The following is a 15,148-nucleotide window of genomic DNA, read 5'->3' as shown; positions in this document are numbered from 1 at the left end:
GGTTTCCGCAACATTGCCGTCATCCGAAGGCAACGCGACCCGCCGCCGCGGCACCCCGGACCGGCCACCGACAGGGCCCTGAGCTGCGGGGATCGCGCCCAGGGCCGGTGTACCGACGCGGCGCTTCCGCACGGAAGGGAAGTTGCTAGCATCCCCCGCCATGGACGACAGCGTGTACGTGGGCAACGCCGGCAAGGACGCCCCGCTGGACCGGGGCTGGCTCCTCGGCCACTTCAAGGAGGCCGGCGATCCGCGGCACAGCGAGGCCGTGGAGATCAAGTGGGGCGTCCACCCCCGCGGTGACCGCCGCGAGGAGTGGGTGCGGGGCGAGGCACGGACCGCCCTGCTGATCCTGATCAGCGGCCGCTTCCGGGTGGAGCTGCCCGGCCGGGACGTGGTGCTGGCGGAACAGGGCGACTACGTCGTGTGGGGGCACGGGGTCGACCACTCCTGGTACGCGGAGGAGGAGTCGGTGCTCATCACCGTCCGGTGGCCGTCCGTACCCGGTTACGCCGTGGCGCGGCACGAGAGCTGAGGCCGGTCGCGGCCACCCCAGGTGTCGTTCGGCCCATCGGGGGCATCATGACAACTCCCCTTCCCCCGACGACACTTCAAGGAGCCTCCCTATGCTCCGCGGTATCGATGTCAGCGCCTACCAGTCCTCGTCCTTCGCCACGGACGGTCTGTCCTTCGCCTTCATCAAGGCGACGGAGGGCCGCTCCTACGTCAACCCCAAGCTCGCGGCCCAGGCCAAGCACGCGCGCGACGCCGGGCTGGTCGTCGGCTTCTACCACTTCCTGTGGCCCGGCAACCTCACCGCCCAGGCCGAGTACTTCGTCAAGCACGCCCCCGAGAGGGCGGGCGACCTCCTCGCCGTGGACTGGGAGACGACCGGCGAGGGCACCCACGCGACCAACGCGGAGAAGGACGCCTTCATCCGCAAGGTGCGCCAACTCCGGCCGGACAACCGGGTCCTGCTCTACTGCAACCGGCACTACTGGCTGAACGTGGACACCACGTCGTACGCCGGCGACGGCCTCTGGATCGCCGACTACGTCACCGCGGGCAAGCCCCGCATCAAGGCGAAGTGGCGCTTCCACCAGTACACCGACGACCCGGTGGACAAGGACGTCGCCGACTTCGCGAGCAAGGCCGCGCTGCGCGAGTGGGCCGCGGACGCCTGAACGACACCGCTCTCCTAGGCTGGTCCCATGGGTGGGACGATCAGCGCGGTCAGCAGCAACGGAACGTACTCCTTCAGCAAGCCGAACCGGGAGAGCATCACCTTGCTCGCGGGGTTCGGCGTGGAGGGGGACGTGCACGGCGGGGCGACGGTGAAGCACCGGTTCCGGATGCGGAAGGACCCCTCGCAGCCGAACCTCCGGCAGGTGCACCTGATCCACGAGGAGCTGTTCGAGGACGTACGGCGGGCCGGGTTCGAGGTGGCCGCCGGGGAGCTCGGCGAGAACGTCACCACCCGGGGAGTCGACCTGCTGACGCTGCCCCGCGGCACCCGCCTGCGGCTCGGGGAGACGGCCGTCGTCGAGGTGACCGGGCTGCGGAACCCGTGCGCGCAGATCGACGGCTTCCGGAAGGGGCTGATGAAGCAGGTCGTGGACCGGGACGAGAACGGCCGGCCGCGCTTCCTTTCCGGGATCATGGGCGTCGTCGTGACGGGTGGCGTGGTGCGGCCCGGTGATGCCGTGGAGATCGACCTCCCGTCCGGCCCGCACGAGCCCCTGGACATCGTGTAGGGCGGGCGGCTCACCCCCGCGCTTCACCGAAGGGGTCCTCCAGCTCCGCCCGCAGGATCTCCGCAGCCGCCTCCGCGTCCCCGTCCGCCACCGCACGGACCAGAGCCGCGTGCGCCGCGTCGGCGGTGTTGGGGTCGGTGGCGCGCAGGCCGGTCAGGGCCAGCAGTTCGACCAGGCCCTCCCGCAGCACCGGGGTGAACTCCCCGAAGAGGTCGGCGAGCACGGGGTTGTGGGCGGCCGCGACCACCGCCGCGTGGAAGGCGATGTCCGCGTCGACGAAGTCGGCGTCGGAGGAGGACGCGGCGGCCCGGCGGCCCTCCAGCGCGCGCTCCATCGCCGTCACGTCCTCGGCGCTGCGGCGGCGGGCGGCGAGGCGGGCCGCGTGGACCTCCACCGCCATGCGGACCTCGTAGACGTCGGTGACCGCGGCCCGGCGCAGCCGGGTCGGCCAGTCCCCCACCTCTTCCGCGGCCGTGACGAAGACCCCCGCGCCCTGTCTCGGCCGCACCAGCCCGGCCCCCGCCAGCGCCCGCAGCGCCTCACGGACCGTGGAGCGGCCCACGCCGAGCTCCTTCGCGAGCGTGGTCTCGCCGGGCAGCCTGGTGCCGACGGGCCACTGCCCCGACGTGATCTGCTCACGCAGCCGCTCGGCGGCCTGCTCGACCAGCGGACTGGGGCGGACGGGACCCAGCGGCATCTGCGGTTCACCAACTCACGACTCGGGCAGAAAGCTTGCTCAGCGAATTCTCACTTGTCTGAGGAGCTGAGGAGTGACTAGCCTACCTCTCGTGATCTTCCGCGGTCTCCTTCTTCTCGGCTGCCGCGGCGGGGCCTGACGCGACCGGCACCCCGCCGCGGGACGCCGTGCTGCCGGTCCGAGTGCACCGACCGAGCAGAAGGACACCGGCCCCATGACCACCGCACCACCCACCAGGACCATGACCTCCGCACCGCCCACGAGGCCCGTCACCCCCGCCGCGACCGCCCCGCCCGTCACGGCCCCCGCCTGGAACCCCCAGCGCCCCGGCCCGATGCCGTTCCACCGCTACCGCCCCTTCCAGGACCGCGTGGACGTCCCGGTGGGCGACCGGAGTTGGCCCTCCGCCCGCATCGACCGGGCGCCCCTGTGGGTGCCCGTCGACCTGCGGGACGGCAACCAGGCACTGGCCGAGCCGATGGACACCGCCCGCAAGAGCCGCTTCTTCGACCTGCTGGTGCGGACCGGCTTCAAGGAGATCGAGGTCGGCTATCCCTCCGCGAGCCGCGCCGACTTCGACTTCGTACGGCACCTGGTGACCTCCGGCACCGTCCCGGACGACGTGACACCGGTCGTCTTCACCCCGGCCCGCCGGGACCTCGTCGACCGCACCTTCGACTCGATCGCCGGGCTGCCGCGAGCCGTCGTGCACCTCTACATCGCCACCTCCCCGGTGTGGCGGGACGTCGTCCTCGGCCGGGACCGGAAGGAGGTGTGGGAGACCGTGCGGGAGGCGGCCGCGCACATGGCACGGCGGGCGGACGCCCTGACCGGCACCGCCGTCCGCTTCCAGTTCTCCCCCGAGACCTTCAACCTGACCGAGCCCGACTTCGTCCTGGAGCTGTGCGACGGACTGACCGAGCTGTGGGACGCGAGCCCGGACCGCCCGGTCACGCACAACATGCCCGCCACCGTCGAGATCGCCACCCCGAACGTCTACGCCGACCAGATCGAGTACGTCCACCGCCATCTGGCCCGCCGCGACGCGGTCATCCTCTCCGTGCACCCGCACAACGACCGCGGCACCGGCGTCGCCTGCGCCGAACTCGCCGTGCTGGCGGGCGCCCAGCGCGTGGAGGGCTGTCTGTTCGGCAACGGCGAGCGCACCGGGAACGTCGACCTGGTGACCCTCGCGATGAACCTGTACGCCCAAGGGGTGGACCCCATGGTCGACTTCAGTGACATCGACGCGGTGAAGGCGACCGTCGAGCACTGCAACCGGCTCCCGGTGCACCCCCGTCACCCGTACGCGGGCGAGCTCGTGCACACCGCCTTCTCGGGCACCCACCAGGACGCGATCAGCAAGGGCCTCGCCCACCGCGACGCGCACCCGGAGGAGCCCTGGCAGGTGCCGTACCTGCCGATCGACCCGGCCGACATCGGACGCAGCTACGAGGCGGTCATCCGCGTCAACTCCCAGTCCGGCAAGGGCGGAACGGCGTATCTGCTGCGCACCCGGCACGGCATCGACCTGCCGCCCCGCATGCGCCCCGAGTTCGCCAGGACCGTTCAGGAGGCCACCGACGCGAGCGGCCGGGAGATGGACCCGCAGGAGCTGTACGAGCTGTTCCGGGCCACCTATCTCACGGAGGGCGAGGTCCGGCTGCACGAGGGGACCGTGTACGAGGAGGCGCCCGGCGTGCACCGCTTCGTCGGCACGCTGGAGTGCGACGGCAGGGTCGGCGACCACGAGGGCACGGGCACCGGTCCGCTGTCGGCCTTCGTGGACGCACTCGCCGGTGCCGGGCACACCGTCGAGGTCGTCGACTTCACCGAGGACGGCACGGCGGCCTACGCGGAGTGCCGCGTCGGCGGCCGTACGACCGTCTGGGGCGCCGGTACGGGCCCGGCCGCCGGGGTCCGGGCCGTGCTGTCCGCGGTGAACCGGGCGCTGCGGTGACGGAGGTCCTGCGCGCCGAGGACGTGCGGGTGGTCAGGGACGGCAGGCCGATCCTCCAGGAGGTCTCCCTGACCGTACGGGCCGGCGAGCACTGGGCGCTGTTGGGCGCCAACGGCGCGGGCAAGTCCACGCTGCTCGGCCTGCTGGGCGCCAGGGTGCACCCCACCGGCGGCACGGTCGAGGTGCTGGGCCGCCGACTGGGCCGGGTGGACCTGCGGGAGCTGCGGGCCGAGGTCGGTCACGTCGACCCGCGCCATCCGCTCGGCGCACCGCTGCGGGTCCGGGACGTCGTCCTGACCGGGCTGACCAACTCCGTTGCCCCGCTCCCCCGTTGGCGGCCGAGTCCGGAGCAGCTGCGTCAGGCCGACCGTCTCATCGCCACCCTCGGCCTCGCGGGCCTCGCCGACGCCCGCTGGCCGACGCTCTCGCAGGGGCAGCGCGGCCGTACGCTCATCGCCCGCGCGCTGATGCCGCAGCCGCGGCTGCTGCTGCTCGACGAACCGGCGACCGGCCTCGACCTGCCGGGCCGCGAGCAGTTGATCGACGCGCTGGGCGAACTGCGCCGGGAGCACCCGGCGTTGGCGACGGTCCTGGTCACGCATCACCTGGAGGAGCTGCCGCCCGGCACCACCCACGCGTTGCTGCTGCGCGAGGGCCGGGTCCTCGCGCGGGGCCCGGCGTCGCACGTCCTGACCGGCGACCAGGTCGGCAAGTGCTTCGACCTGCCGCTGGTGCTGGAGCGGCACGACGGCCGCTGGACGGTACGGCTCCGGGGCCGGGACCGGGGCCGGGCATGACGAAGGGGGCGCCCGCCGAAAGCCCGGTGCGGCGCCCCCCTCTCCGTACGCCTTACTTGTTCAGGAAGGCCCAGAACTCGTCGAACGACAGGAGCTTGTCGCCGTTCAGGTCGCGGGTCTTGATGATCGCCTCGGCGACCGACTCGGTCACGTTCCAGTCGCCGCCCTGGGCCAGGGCGGACTTGAACTCGGCGGCGGTGATGGAGCCGTCACCGTCCGCATCGATCCGCTCGAACTGCTTGCGTGCTTCCTCGATGTCGATGTGCGCCACCGGTCCGCCCCTCTTCTCGTGCTTCGTGTCTCACTGGCTTGCTGCCGCAGGTCAGATTAGCCGCCTGGCCGGATCCGCCGTACGGCAACCACCCGGGGAAACCCCGGTGCCCTCGTCGATCATGTCTGCGAGGGTGGGTCCTCCAGTGGCGGGAGACTCAAGGAGCCGGTGATGGAGACTTTGCGGGACATTCTCGACGCGGCGGCCCGCGGTGTCTTCCCGCCCGCGGACGGCGGGACCACGATCGTGCCGCAGGTCTGTCACCGGGACGCGGGCGTGCTCTCCTTCACGGCCCACTCCGTGGTCTTCACCGACGAGGACCCCGAGTGGGTCCGTGCCACCCTGCGCGGCCTGGACTGCGACCCGCTGGCCGCGACCATGAACCCGCGTTTCCTGACGGCCCTGCTGGAGCGGACCGGGCGCAGGTCGGAGACGATCGACGCGATGCTGGTCGCCGACCCGCTGCCGGGCGGACCGCCCCTCGCGCTCAAGGAGATCGAGGACGCGAACCATCCCCGTATCGCCTACGCCCGCGGGCGCCGCGACGACATCCGGGCCTGGACGGCGGACGGCGGGGTGCTGGTGACGGGACGCGGCGTCGGCGGCCGTCTGGAGGTCTCGGTCGAGGTCGACGAGGCGGTACGGCAGCGGGGCCTGGGCCGCGTCCTGGTGACCGCGGCCCGCCACCTGGCCGGGGAGCCCCTGTGGGCCCAGGTCTCCCCGGGCAACGCCCGCAGCCTGCGCGCCTTCCAGGCAGCGGGCTACCGCCCGGTGGGCGCAGAGGCGGTGCTGCTCGCGCCCCAGTGACGTACGGCCCGGGCGGGACCGGTGCGGGTCAGCGGAAGATGCCGGTGTGGCCGAGCGAGTAGCGTCCCGGTTGCGGGTACACCGCGAGGCCGTGCGGGCCGCTGCCGACCTTGATGCGGGCGAGCTGGGCGCCGGTGCGGGTGTCGATGGCGTAGACCTCGGAGTTGTAGCGGCCGGACAGCCACAGGACCTTGCCGTCTGCGGAGACGCCCCCCATGTCGGGGCTGCCGCCGTCGGGCAGGTGCCACTTCTTCGTGACCCGGTTCTCGGCGAAGTCGAAGACGGACACGGTCCCTTCGCCCCGGTTGGAGACGTACATCTCGCGGGAGTCGCGGCTGATGTACAGGCCGTGGGTGCCCTTGCCGGTGGGCAGCAGGGTCGGCTTGCCGAAGGAGTCGCCGTCGAGGACCCACATCCCGTCGGCCATCATGTCGGCGACGTAGAACCGCTTCCCGTCGGGCGAAACCTTGACGTCCTGCGGCATGGCCCCGGCGAACGGCAGCTTCTGCTGGCCGATCACCTCCATCTTCTCGGTGTCGACCTTCAGCAGCTCCCCGCTGAACTCGCAGGACACGATGAAGTACCGGCCGTCCAGGGAGAAGTCGGCGTGGTTGACGCCGTAGCAGCTGACCGGGACGGTCTTCCTGCGCTCCATGGTGTGCGGATCGCGGAAGACCAGCTCCCGGTCGAGGGAGGCCATCACGACGGCGTACTTGCCGTTCGGCGTGAAGTAAAGGTTGTAGGGGTCGTGCACGTCGACCGGCTTGCCCGCCTTGCCGGTGCTCGGGTCGATGGGGGTGAGGGTGTTGCCGCGGTCGTTGTTGACCCAGAGCGTCTTCATGTCCCAGGAGGGCACGACGTGCTGGGGCTGCCGTCCGACATGGATGGTGTCGATGATCTCGTACGTCGTCGGGTCGATGACGGAGACCGTGTCGGACTCGGTGTTGGGCACGTAGACCCGCGACGGGAAGTCCTTCACCACCGGGGAGAGCCGGTTCGGGCGGTCGGCGGCGTAGACGTCCTTCGGGTCGAGGATGGGCGGCATCCCGGGGAGCCCCTGGACCGCCTTCCGCACGGGTTTCACCGGTCGCACCGGGGCGGGGGCGGCCGCCTTGGTACCGAGGGCCTCCTTCGCCCCGTCCTTGGTCCCGGTGCCGCAGGCGGCGAGGACGACGAGGGCGGCACAGGCGATCAGAGCGCGCTGGGCGTGGGTACGGGTCATCAGCTGAACAACTCCGTGGTGGTCACCGCGGCCAGGCCGCGCCGGTCGAGTTCTTCCAGTACGACGGGGAGGGCGGCGACCGTGTCGGCGTACCCGAAGTGCAGGCTCACCACGGACCCTTCGCGGATCTCGGCGAGTACCTTGCGGGCGACGGCGGCGGCGCCGGGCGAGGTGAAGTCGAGGGAGTCGACGTCGTAGGACAGGACGTGGGGGTAGCCGGCCTCCTGGGCCAGCCGGGTGACGAGGGGTGAGGCGGTGGGAGTGCGGGAGGGCCGGAACCAGGTCCCCACCGACCCGGTGAGCCGCCGGATCCGCTCGGCGCAGCCGGTGATCTCCTGACGCGCCTCGGCCTCGGACATCGCGTTGATGTCGAGGTGGCTCAGGGTGTGGTTGCCGAGGTCGTGGCCGCCGTCGAGGATCCGGCGGGCGAGCTCGGGGTGGGTGTCGAGCCAGGTGCCCACGGCGAGCACGGTCAGCCGGGCACCGCGCCGCTCGGCCTCGGTGAGCAGCGCACGGGCGGTGGCGGGATCGCCGGCGCCGTGAAAGGTGAGGGCGACCCGGGGGCGGTCACGGGGGCCGTGGGTGAGCTGGGCGGGGAGGGGTGGGGCGCTGCCCGCGGAGGAGGGGGCGGGATGAGCGACGGCACTCCTGGTCGCACATCCCGCGGCCAAGGTCAGCCCTGCGGTGGCGAGCAGCACGGTCCGGCGGTCGGTAGCGGTCACCCGCCCCATTTAAGGGGTTCCGTCGCGGATTGGCCCTGATCGACCCACCGAGTACCGGTCGCCGCCGATCGACCCACCGAGTGCCGATCGTCACCGATCGACCCAACGGACTACCTGTCGGCCACCCGCATCTCGAACCAGGTGGTCTTGCCGCGGGGCAGCAGATCGACCCCCCACCGGTCGGACAGCTTGTCGACGAGGAACAGCCCCCGCCCGCTGACGTCCATCTCCTGCACCGGCATCAGACAGGGCAGTCCGCGCGAGGGGTCCCGCACCTCTATCCGGATCCACCCCCGCCGGCGCCGCATGCGCAGGCCGAACACCCGTGCCCCGGTGTGCCGTACGGCGTTGCCGACGAGCTCGGACACGAGTAACACCGCGTCCTCCGCCATCTTGGGGCTCAGCCCCCAGTCGCGCAGCACGATCACCTGGGTCAGGCGCCGGGCGGCGGCCGCGGACTCCGGCCGGGACGGCAGGGGGACCTCCGCCTCGGTGGGGTTTCCGAACAGTTCGAGCGCCTTCAGTGCGTGCTCGTCCTCGACCGCCGGAGACCAGCGCGCCGCCGTCGCACGGCCGTCTCCCCGCGGCTGTTCGAAACCCTCCAGCCCCGCCATGACCCCATCATGGCCGCCCAAAGCGCCCTCCGGGGCCGTTCCCGACGAATACGCCCCCCTGAACGCGCTGCTCCGAGAAGGGTGATCGGCATATGCCAACGGCACATCGGGGTCGTCAACAGCCCCGGTGACCTGCGGCGGAGGCTCATGAGGAGGCAATCGACGGACTCCCTCGACAAGGCAGACTTAAGGTTGCCTTAAGGCTCCCATAAACCGCCCCATCGAGGGACCCGGATCAGACATCGCGTCAATTGCAAGGGATTCAGAGGAATTTCGCCTTGCCGGGTCCCTCCTCGACGAAGCTCTTCATGCCCCGCGCGCGGTCCTCGGTGGCGAACAGGCCTGCGAACCAGTTGCGTTCCACCGCGAGCCCGGTCTCGATGTCCGTCTCCAGACCCGTGTCGATGGACTCCTTCGCCGCGCGCAGCGCGATCGCCGGCCCCTGCGCGAGCTTCGCCGCCCAGGCGTGCGCCTCGGCGTAGACCTCGTCGGCGGGGACGACCCGGTCCACGAGGCCCAGGGTCAGCGCCTCGTCGGCCTTGACCATACGGCCCGTGAAGATCAGGTCCTTCGCCTTGGACGGTCCGACCAGCCGGGCCAGGCGCTGGGTGCCGCCCGCGCCGGGGATCAGACCGAGCAGGATCTCCGGCTGGCCCAGCTTGGCGTTCTCCGCGGCGATCCGGAAGTCCGCGCACAGGGCGAGTTCGCAGCCGCCGCCCAGCGCGTAGCCGGTGATCGCGGCGACGACCGGCTTGGGGATGCGGGCCACGGCCGTGAAGGAGTCCTGGAGGGCGCGGGCGCGCAGGACCATCGCGGTGTGGTCCATGTTCTGCATCTCCTTGATGTCCGCGCCCGCCGCGAACACCTTCTCCCCGCCGTACACGACCACCGCGCGCACGTCGTCACGCCGGGTCGCCTCCTCGGCGAGCTCCTTCAGCCGGTCCTGGGTGGCCACGTCCAGCGCGTTCATGGGCGGCCGGTCGAGACGGATGACGCCGACGCCTTCGGCGACTTCGAGATTCACGGTCATGGGGGTCAGGTTAACCGTGGCTAACGACAACGGCCCCGGTGCCGTACCTCACACCGGGGCCGTCTGTCAGCGGAGCGTCACGCCGTCCACTTGTCCCAGGACATGTTCCAGCCGTTGAGGCCGTTGTCCGGGGCGACGGTCGCGTCGTGGGAGTTCTTCACGATGACCACGTCGCCGATCAGGGAGTGGTTGAAGAACCAGGCCGCCGGGACCCCGCTGTCGTAGCCGCCCTTGACGTCGCGCAGGCCCACGCAGCCGTGGCTGGCGTTGTAGTTGCCGAAGGCGTCGCCGCCCCAGTAGTTGCCGTGCAGGAAGGTGCCGGAGTCGGTGAGGCGGGAGGCGTGCGGGACGTCCTTGATGTCGTACTCGCCGCCGTACCCGACCGTCTCGCCGTTCATCCGGGTCACCGCGAGCTTCTCGCTGATGACCATCTGGCCGTTCCAGGTGTCGTAGCCGGGCTTGCCGGTGGTGACCGGGATGGTCCTGATGGTCTTGCCGTCCTGCGTGACCTTCATCGTGTGCTTCTTGGCGTCCACGACGGAGACCTGGTTGCGGCCGATGGTGAAGGAAACGGTCTTGTTCTGCTTGCCGTAGACGCCCTTGCGGCCCTCGACGCCGTCGAGGCGCAGCTGGACGGTGACCTTGGTGCCTTCCTTCCAGTAGTGCTCGGGACGGAAGTCCAGACGGTCGTTGCCGAACCAGTGGCCCTGGACGTCGACGGCCGGCGAGGTCTTGATCGTGATGGCCTTCTCGACGTCGTCGGGGCTGGTGATGCCCCGGGTGAAGCGGAGCGAGAACGGCATTCCGACGCCGACCGTCGAGCCGTCCTCGGGCGTGAACGTGCCGATGAAGGTGTTCTTCGGAGTCAGGGTGGTGAAGCCGGAGTCCTCGGCCGCCGTACGGCCCTTGGAGTCCTTCGCGATCGCGTGCACCGTGTAGGCGGTGCCGGAGGCGAGATGCGTGGACGGCGTCCAGGAGGCGCCGTCGGCGGCTATCTTCCCCTCCACCGCGGTGCCCTTGGCGTCCTTGACCTGCACCTCGGTCAACTTGCCCTTGGTGGCGGCGACCTTGAGGGCGCCGCTGGTGTCGACGGACTTCGCGCCGTCCTTCGGGGTGATGGAGACGATCGCCTCGGACTGCTTGGTCTCGGCGGCGGCCGAGTCACCCTTCCCGCTCTTGGCGTCCCCGGAGCCGGAACCGGACCCGGAGCCGGCCCCCCCGCCACCGCAGGCGGTCACGGCCAGCAGCAGGACGCCGAGTATCAGCGCCAGCAGGCCCTTGGCCCCACGCCCCCGCGCGTCAACCGACGCCCCCGATATCGGTCGCACGTTCAAGTCGATCTCCCCTCGCCGGGCCTGGTCAGGCCCGCATCACCCCCGCGATCACCGCGTGTCGGCGCATATTAACCGCATAAATTTCAGAATCTTGTGAGTGCAAGGTCACCATTCAGTCACTGCCCGCTTTCCACTGCTTCCACGTCATGTTCCATCCCCCGAGCCCATTGTCGGGAGCGACCTTTTTGTCATCGCTGTGGACGACCTCGACCACGTCACCGACGAGACTGCGGTCGAAGAACCAGCCCGCGGGCGTCTCCGAGCTGCCGCCCTTCACATCCCTCAGGCCCACACAGCCGTGGCTGACATTGACCCTGCCGGGGGCGTCCGGCGCCCAGTAGTTGCCGTGCAGGAAGGTGCCGGAGTCCGTCAGGCGCAAGGCGTGCGGGACGTCCGGGATGTCGTACTCGCCGCCGAAGCCGACCGTACGGCTGTTCATGCGGGTCACTTCCAGCATCTCGGTGACGACCATCTTGCCGTTGTACGTGGTGGTCCTGGGGGCGCCCGCGGTGATCGGCACGGTGGCGAGGAGTTCGCCGTCCCGCCGGACCTGCATGGTGTGTTCGGCCGCGTCCACGAGGGAGACCTGGCTTCGGCCGACGGTGAAGGAGACGGTCTTGTACTGGAGGCCGTAGACGCCGGGCGCGCCCTCCACGTCCCGCAGCCGCAGCGCTACCGTCACCCGGGTCCCGGGCTCCCAGTAGTGCTCGGGCCGGAAGTCGAGGCGGCCCCGGCCGAACCAGTGCGGGCGGATCTCGACGGGCGGCTGCGCGGTGACGCGGACGGCGCGTTCGACGGCCGCGCGGTCCTGGATCTCCCGGTTGAACGCCAGCGAGACGATCATCCCGGTGCCGACGGTGGAGCGGTTCTCTGGGGTGACGTAGCCGACGAAACGCTTCCCGGGGACGTACGTGGTGAAGGTCGCGTGCCGGGCCGAGCGGCGGCCGTGCGCGTCGAGGGCGACCGCGTCGACGGTGTACTTCGCGGCGAGCGCGAGCCGCGCCTCGTCGGGTTCCCAGCGCAGACCGTCGTCGGAGATGCGGCCGGGGACCGGAGTGTCCTGCGCGTCCTGGGACTTGACCACGGTGACCGACTCCAGGCGCCCGCCGGCCACCCGGACCCGCAGCCTCTCCTCGGGCGGCACGCCCCTGGTGCCGTCGTCGGGGGCGACCCTGATCACGTCCTCGGGGGCGGGGGGCTTGCCGAACCCTCCGACCCCGCTGATCCCGCCACCCCCGCCCGATGTGCACCCGGCGGCTCCGGCCACCAGTCCTGCCCATGTCACCACGGCGACCATCACGGTCCCGGCACGCCGAGCGCGCCCCTGTCCATGTCTCACGACCGGCTAAACGACGGGGCCTACCGGGGGGAAACGTGACCTTCGGATCTACGGCGACGGGGGCCTACCACTCTTTGGGGGGCGCGGGGAACTGCGCGACCAGCCCCCGCGGACCCGCAGTCGCCCGACAACCTGATCCGGCACTTCCGAAGGCGCCCCGCCCAACCCAGCGGAGCGAACCCGTGAGTGCGAGGCGACCCGTGGGCAGAACAGTGGGGAGGACGACGTGAGGGGGTGCCGCGGATGGGATGCCGTGCGCCCTTTTCCACCTCGTTCCACGAGCCGTGGGAGGACCGGTGTCCAGCGCAGCCGAGCAGGAGGCGGTGACCGAAGCCGCCGAGGAGCGCCCCGCCGCGCTGGTGAACGGCACGCGGCGGGGAGCACCACCCGTACCGGTGTGGCCCGGTGCGCCGACCCCGCTGGGGGCCAGGTTCCGGGTCGGCCCGGACGGGGTCGCCGGGACCAACTTCGCGCTGTGGGCGGGCGGCGCCGAGGCCGTCGAGCTGTGTCTGTTCGACGCGGACGGCAAGGAGACCCGGGCCCGGCTCAGCGAGCTCACCCATGAGATCTGGCACGGCTTCGTCCCCGGTGTCATGCCCGGCCAGCGCTACGGCTTCCGGGTGCACGGCCGCTGGGACCCGTGGACCGGCGGCCGCTGGAACCCGGCGAAGCTGCTCCTGGACCCGTACGCCCGCGCGGTGGACGGCGACTTCAGCCTGCCGCCCGAGGTGTACGGCCATGTCCGCGACTGGCCCCAGCAGCAGGTCGCGGACACCGTCCGGGACGAACGGGACTCGGCGCCGTACGTCCCGAAGGGCGTGGTCGTCCACGACGACGCCACCGACGACGAATGGATGGAGGACCGGAGGCCGAAGACCCCGTGGGCGGACTCGGTCATCTACGAGCTGCACGTGCGCGGGTTCACGGCCCTGCACCCCGGCATCCCCGAGGAACTGCGGGGCACGTACGCCGGGCTGGCCCATCCGGCCGCGATCGAGCACCTGGTGGAACTGGGCGTGACGGCCGTCGAGCTGCTCCCCGTCCACCAGTTCGCGCACGAGGACCATCTGTTGCGGCGCGGTCTGAAGAACTACTGGGGCTACAACTCCATCGGCTACTTCGCGCCGCATGCCGGCTACGCCGCCTCCGGTACGACGGGTCAGCAGGTCGGCGAGTTCAAGCGCATGGTCCGCGCGCTGCACGCCGCCGGGATCGAGGTCATCCTCGACGTGGTCTACAACCACACGGCGGAGGCGGGGGAGCTGGGCCCCACGCTGTCCCTGAAGGGCATCGACAACCGGGGCTACTACCGCCTCCAGTCGGACGCCCGGCGCTACGCGGACTACACGGGCTGCGGCAACACCCTGCACGTCGTCCAGCCGCACGTGCTGCGGCTGATCACCGACTCCCTGCGGTACTGGGTGACGGAGATGGGCGTGGACGGCTTCCGCTTCGACCTGGCGGCCGCGCTGGCGCGCTCGATGCACGACGTCGACATGCTCTCCCCGTTCCTCGCGGTCATCGCCCAGGACCCGGTGCTGCGGCGGGTGAAGCTGATCGCCGAGCCGTGGGACGTGGGCTCCGGGGGCTACCAGGTGGGCGCCTTCCCGCCGCTGTGGACGGAGTGGAACGACCGCTACCGCAACGCCGTGCGGGACTTCTGGCGGGGCGCGCTGCCGGACGTGCGGGACCTCGGTTACCGCCTGTCCGGCTCCAGCGACCTGTACGCGTGGGGCGGCCGGCGGCCGTACGCCTCGGTCAACTTCGTCACCGCGCACGACGGTTTCACCCTGCGCGACCTGGTGTCGTACGAGAGGAAGCACAACGAGGCGAACGGCGAGGGCAACCGGGACGGCACGGACGACAACCGGGCGTGGAACTGCGGGGCCGAGGGCGAGACGGACGACGAGCGGGTACGGGCGCTCAGGCGACGGCAGTTGAGGAACCTGCTCACCACTCTGCTGCTGTCGACGGGGGTGCCGATGCTGGTCGCGGGCGACGAGCTGGGCCGCACGCAGCGCGGCAACAACAACGCCTACTGCCAGGACAACGAGATCAGCTGGGTGGACTGGGGACTCCTGGAGGACCCGGGCTGGAAGGCGCTGTTCGATCTCACGGCCCGGCTGATCGACCTCAGGCACCGGCATCCGGTGCTCAGGCGGCGGGCGTTCTTCTCGGGGCGGGCGCACTCGGCGGACGGGCTGCGCGACCTGGCCTGGTTCACCGGACGCGGCACCGAGATGACGGAAGGCGACTGGTACGCGCCCGCCGCCACGCTCGGCATGTATCTGTCGGGGCGGGACATCCCCGGCCGCGACGAACGCGGGGCGCCGATCGTCGACGACAGCTTCCTGGCCGTCCTGCACGCCGGCGACCGCCCGACGCCCTTCCAGCTGCCGGGACCGCCGTGGGCGGAGCGGTACGAGGTGGTCGTCGACACGTCGAGGGAGGAGCAGTCAGGGCCACCCGGGGTGGTGCACCGGGCGGGGTCGTCGATCACGGTCCCGGCACGGGCGGTGCTGCTGCTCAGGGTGGCCGGCTGAGGCGGTGTTGCAGGTCCGTGAACAGCTCATGTGATCGCTGGCCATGACAACCACCGGC

Annotated in this window: 15 protein-coding genes; 7 read left to right on the top strand and 8 right to left on the bottom strand. The window is 71.2% G+C overall.

What is annotated here, in order from left to right:
* Positions 1–160: 160 nt before the first annotated feature.
* The 3 genes from AQJ54_RS05095 to AQJ54_RS05085 all read left to right on the top strand — a co-directional run bounded on the left by AQJ54_RS05095 (position 161) and on the right by AQJ54_RS05085 (position 1,754).
* Positions 161–535, top strand: coding sequence for a cupin domain-containing protein (locus AQJ54_RS05095; protein WP_062234237.1), 375 nt, complete (start codon positions 161–163; stop codon positions 533–535).
* A gap of 91 nt (positions 536–626) precedes the next feature.
* Positions 627–1,184 carry a glycoside hydrolase family 25 protein gene (locus tag AQJ54_RS05090; RefSeq protein WP_062026945.1) on the top strand — a complete coding sequence of 186 codons (558 nt, stop codon included), beginning with the start codon at positions 627–629 and terminating at the stop codon, positions 1,182–1,184.
* Positions 1,185–1,211: 27 nt separating this feature from the next.
* Positions 1,212–1,754, top strand: a complete 543-nt coding sequence (locus tag AQJ54_RS05085; protein WP_062234232.1) for an MOSC domain-containing protein — start codon at positions 1,212–1,214, stop codon at positions 1,752–1,754.
* A 10-nt stretch (positions 1,755–1,764) separates the two neighbouring features.
* On the opposite strand, the gene AQJ54_RS05080 is transcribed toward AQJ54_RS05085, so the two are convergent.
* A complete protein-coding gene (locus AQJ54_RS05080) occupies positions 1,765–2,451 on the bottom strand; it encodes a FadR/GntR family transcriptional regulator (RefSeq protein WP_062026949.1) in 687 nt (228 codons plus the stop codon).
* A gap of 214 nt (positions 2,452–2,665) precedes the next feature.
* Between AQJ54_RS05080 and AQJ54_RS05075 the strand changes: the two genes are divergently transcribed.
* Together AQJ54_RS05075 and AQJ54_RS05070 are read left to right on the top strand one after the other, a co-directional pair.
* Positions 2,666–4,411, top strand: coding sequence for a 2-isopropylmalate synthase (locus tag AQJ54_RS05075; RefSeq protein ID WP_391146664.1), 1,746 nt, complete (start codon positions 2,666–2,668; stop codon positions 4,409–4,411).
* Entirely contained in the window at positions 4,408–5,208 is an 801-nt protein-coding gene (locus tag AQJ54_RS05070; RefSeq protein WP_062234225.1) for an ABC transporter ATP-binding protein, read from the top strand. Before AQJ54_RS05075 ends, AQJ54_RS05070 begins: the two co-directional genes overlap by 4 nt.
* A gap of 52 nt (positions 5,209–5,260) precedes the next feature.
* Here the strand turns inward: AQJ54_RS05070 and AQJ54_RS05065 are convergent, their stop codons facing one another.
* A complete protein-coding gene (locus AQJ54_RS05065; RefSeq protein ID WP_020139823.1) occupies positions 5,261–5,479 on the bottom strand; it encodes an EF-hand domain-containing protein in 219 nt (72 codons plus the stop codon).
* Positions 5,480–5,650: 171 nt separating this feature from the next.
* Here AQJ54_RS05065 and AQJ54_RS05060 point away from each other — a divergent pair, with 171 nt between their 5' ends.
* Positions 5,651–6,286: a GNAT family N-acetyltransferase gene (locus AQJ54_RS05060; RefSeq protein ID WP_062234219.1), complete on the top strand. Its 636-nt coding sequence runs from the start codon at positions 5,651–5,653 to the stop codon at positions 6,284–6,286.
* 28 nt (positions 6,287–6,314) lie between these two features.
* On the opposite strand, the gene AQJ54_RS05055 is transcribed toward AQJ54_RS05060, so the two are convergent.
* From AQJ54_RS05055 to AQJ54_RS05030, 6 genes are all read right to left on the bottom strand, one after another.
* Entirely contained in the window at positions 6,315–7,508 is a 1,194-nt protein-coding gene (locus AQJ54_RS05055; RefSeq protein WP_062234212.1) for a YncE family protein, read from the bottom strand.
* Complete coding sequence (locus AQJ54_RS05050; RefSeq protein WP_062026956.1) at positions 7,508–8,239, bottom strand: polysaccharide deacetylase family protein; 732 nt, start codon at positions 8,237–8,239, stop codon at positions 7,508–7,510. Before AQJ54_RS05050 ends, AQJ54_RS05055 begins: the two co-directional genes overlap by 1 nt.
* Positions 8,240–8,340: 101 nt before the next feature.
* On the bottom strand, positions 8,341–8,844 hold the full coding sequence (locus tag AQJ54_RS05045; protein ID WP_062026958.1) for an ATP-binding protein: 504 nt from the start codon (positions 8,842–8,844) through the stop codon (positions 8,341–8,343).
* Between the two features lie 262 nt (positions 8,845–9,106).
* Positions 9,107–9,874: an enoyl-CoA hydratase/isomerase family protein gene (locus AQJ54_RS05040; protein ID WP_030316136.1), complete on the bottom strand. Its 768-nt coding sequence runs from the start codon at positions 9,872–9,874 to the stop codon at positions 9,107–9,109.
* 77 nt (positions 9,875–9,951) lie between these two features.
* On the bottom strand, positions 9,952–11,208 hold the full coding sequence (locus AQJ54_RS05035) for a L,D-transpeptidase (RefSeq protein WP_211278490.1): 1,257 nt from the start codon (positions 11,206–11,208) through the stop codon (positions 9,952–9,954).
* Positions 11,209–11,320: 112 nt separating this feature from the next.
* Complete coding sequence (locus AQJ54_RS05030) at positions 11,321–12,547, bottom strand: L,D-transpeptidase (protein ID WP_162952015.1); 1,227 nt, start codon at positions 12,545–12,547, stop codon at positions 11,321–11,323.
* Between the two features lie 296 nt (positions 12,548–12,843).
* Between AQJ54_RS05030 and glgX the strand changes: the two genes are divergently transcribed.
* Positions 12,844–15,090: a glycogen debranching protein GlgX gene (glgX, locus tag AQJ54_RS05025; RefSeq protein ID WP_062234206.1), complete on the top strand. Its 2,247-nt coding sequence runs from the start codon at positions 12,844–12,846 to the stop codon at positions 15,088–15,090.
* The last annotated feature ends 58 nt before the right edge of the window (positions 15,091–15,148 follow it).

This window comes from Streptomyces griseorubiginosus, from assembly GCF_001514195.1.
GTDB classification, from domain to species: Bacteria; Actinomycetota; Actinomycetes; order Streptomycetales; family Streptomycetaceae; genus Streptomyces; species Streptomyces griseorubiginosus.
This window is presented reverse-complemented; position numbering and strand designations above follow the sequence as displayed.